The organism is Paenibacillus sp. P4_A7 (assembly GCF_056402455.1).
The window spans coordinates 1-592 of record NZ_JBFUHJ010000924.1; the positions used below are offsets into that span (position 1 = coordinate 1).

General features: G+C 43.9%; 1 protein-coding gene. It reads left to right on the forward strand.

What is annotated here, in order from left to right:
• Window positions 1–592 (forward strand): ABC transporter substrate-binding protein (locus AC1DWN_RS34975; protein WP_477563379.1); only part of this gene is annotated, 592 nt, incomplete at both ends.

Sequence of the window (592 nt, forward strand, 5' to 3'; positions counted from 1 at the left end):
TACCATACCTGGAGATGGTATTGCGATAGGCATTTATTACAACAAGACGATCTTTGACAAACTCAGTTTAACCGTTCCGACTACTTGGACTGAGTTCATAGAGGTACAGGAGAAAATTAAAGCGTCCGGGGTCATACCGATGGCTTTCAGTACAGAATCTGCTTCTTCTGGTCCATGGGCTGATACGATCATGCATAGTGAATTTATGCTCGATAAGATCAATGATATCGATACTAGCGGTAACGGCAGATTGGAGCCAGAAGAGACCGTTAAAGCAATTAAGGATGGAAAGTTTCCGCTTAAGGACGTCGTCAAGCAAGAGTATATGCTAATGAAGGAATGGTCACAGCATTGGCCAAAAGGCTTTAATGCGCAAATCGATGAAGAGCAGATGTTTGAATCTGGAAAAGCTGCCATGTGGATGGCGGGTAACGGATACTCAGATTACTTAATTAAATCCAATTTTGGTTTTGAATTTGGTGTGCTTAACTTCCCGGCCATTACGCAGGATGTTGCACCCGCGGCGTCAGGTAAAGCAACTAAAATTTACGGACCATGGGGACCTGCACAGTGGTTGGTACCTGGTTATTTG